At 40.4% G+C, this 2079-nt stretch carries 1 protein-coding gene; it reads left to right on the top strand.

The window, feature by feature from the left end:
* The first annotated feature begins 189 nt into the window (after nucleotides 1-189).
* Nucleotides 190-1728, top strand: coding sequence for a YifB family Mg chelatase-like AAA ATPase (locus AB1414_19845; GenBank protein MEW6609666.1), 1539 nt, complete (start codon nucleotides 190-192; stop codon nucleotides 1726-1728).
* Nucleotides 1729-2079 lie beyond the last annotated feature (351 nt).

Below are 2079 nucleotides of genomic sequence, written 5' to 3'. Positions count from 1 at the left end.
AGCAGGAAAGCGAACCTAAAGGTTCGCACTACATTTATCGAATGTCACAGGTTAATTCGTGTCCATTTGTGGCTAATTTCTCTAATTCTCTGTGAACTCTGTGCCTCTGTGGCTGAACGGTTACAAATTTGAGGATAAAGGAGATGAGAGAAAAGGTGAAACGGTGTCCGACCTTTTCTTGAGGAATAAATGTTAGCCAAATCTTATAGTGCTGGATTATCCGGTATAGATGGATATATTGTTACGGTCGAGGTAAATACCACTGGTTCTACGCCTTATTTTAATATTGTGGGATTACCTGATTCTGCGGTGAAAGAAAGCAAAGAGCGTGTTAAGATTGCTATTGTTAATTCGCAATGTCAATTTCCGTATAATAAAAGAGTTGTTGTCAACTTAGCCCCAGCCGAGATAAAAAAAGAAGGTGCGTTTTTTGACCTGCCAATTGCCCTGGCGATGATTGCCACTACCCAACAAATTCCTGCCACAGCCTTAGTTCAATATCTCATTGTTGGTGAATTATCCCTGGATGGAGCGGTCAAACCGATTAAAGGAGCACTGCCGATTGCTTCCTCGGCTAAAGAGGCTGGATTTAAAAACCTGATTGTTCCTTTTGCCAATGCCCCAGAGGCCGCCGTAGTCGAAGGAATAAATGTTTATCCAGTCAAAACATTATATGAAACAGTAAAATTTATTGCGGGTGAATTAAGTATCTCTCCGCATATCGTAGATATTAAGGCTTTATTTTCTCAAACCTCTAAATATGATTTAGATTTCTGTGAGGTAAAAGGACAGGCTCATGTCAAAAGGGCAATAGAAGTTGCCTGTGCTGGAGGACATAATATTTTGATGATAGGACCACCAGGTTCAGGAAAAACAATGTTAGCCAGACGCATACCAACTATTTTACCGGAATTATCATTATCCGAGGCGATTGAAACAACCAAGATTCATTCCATTGCCGGATTAGTCTTTCATCAATGTTCTTTACTCACGACACGGCCTTTTCGAGCACCACATCACAGCATTTCAGATGCCGGATTAGTCGGCGGTGGCCAGGTTCCTAAACCAGGAGAGATAAGTTTATCTCACAATGGTGTTTTATTCCTTGATGAACTGCCAGAATTTCCCCGCAATGTCTTAGAATCATTAAGACAGCCTTTAGAAGATGGTCTGGTAACTATCTCACGGGCAAGTACTTCGCTTACCTTTCCCGCCTCATTTATGTTGGTTGCGGCAATGAATCCCTGTCCTTGTGGAAATCTAACCGACCCATCAAAAGAATGTAGTTGCACCCCAACTCAAATACAAAAGTATCTGGCGAAAATATCAGGGCCGCTGTGGGATAGAATTGATATTCATATTGAAGTGCCCGGTCTGAAGTATAAAGACCTTGAAGGGGAAACTCAAGAAGAATCATCAACGCTCATCCGTGAAAGAATCAATAAAGCCCGTCAGATTCAACAACAAAGAGATTCATCTCATCAAAGGGTTTATGCTAATAGTCAAATGGGACCCCGTGAGATTAAAAAATATTGTCAGGTAGAAGACCAGGGAAAAGAATTACTTCGGACAGCGATTGATAAATTAGGTTTTTCAGCCCGTACTTATGACCGAGTATTAAAGGTCGCCCGCACCATCAGTGATTTAGAAAACACAGATACAATCACCGCCACACATATCTCTGAAGCCATCCAATATCGCAGTTTAGATAGAAATTTATGGAAGTAATATTGGTAACCCTTCCCCGTACAGACAAAAGAGTTAGCAGAGAAAAAATTAAAATCTATTCACCAGAGACAAAAATTTCCTTTTTTTTGTGCATTGCGGGTCTTTCGTTGTTTGTAACCGTTCACCGTAGAGACACAGAGACGCAGAGAAAAAAATTAAAATCTATGGACAAGACGCTTAACATCCCTGATTTTCATCCTAATCATTACCCATATCTTTTATAGTACTGGAGTTTCGTGAATTTTCTATGATTCTTTTCTCCTTTAATCTTTGCGTTCTTTGCGGTCGATTTCTTTGCGTTCTTTGCGATTAAAAAAGGATAAACCACAAAGGGCACAAAGTAGTAACGCA

This window comes from bacterium (genome assembly GCA_040755795.1).
Lineage (GTDB): Bacteria > UBA9089 > CG2-30-40-21 > CG2-30-40-21 > SBAY01 > JBFLXS01.
The sequence above is the reverse complement of the archived record's forward strand: the minus strand, read 5'-3'. Positions and strand labels throughout refer to the sequence as shown.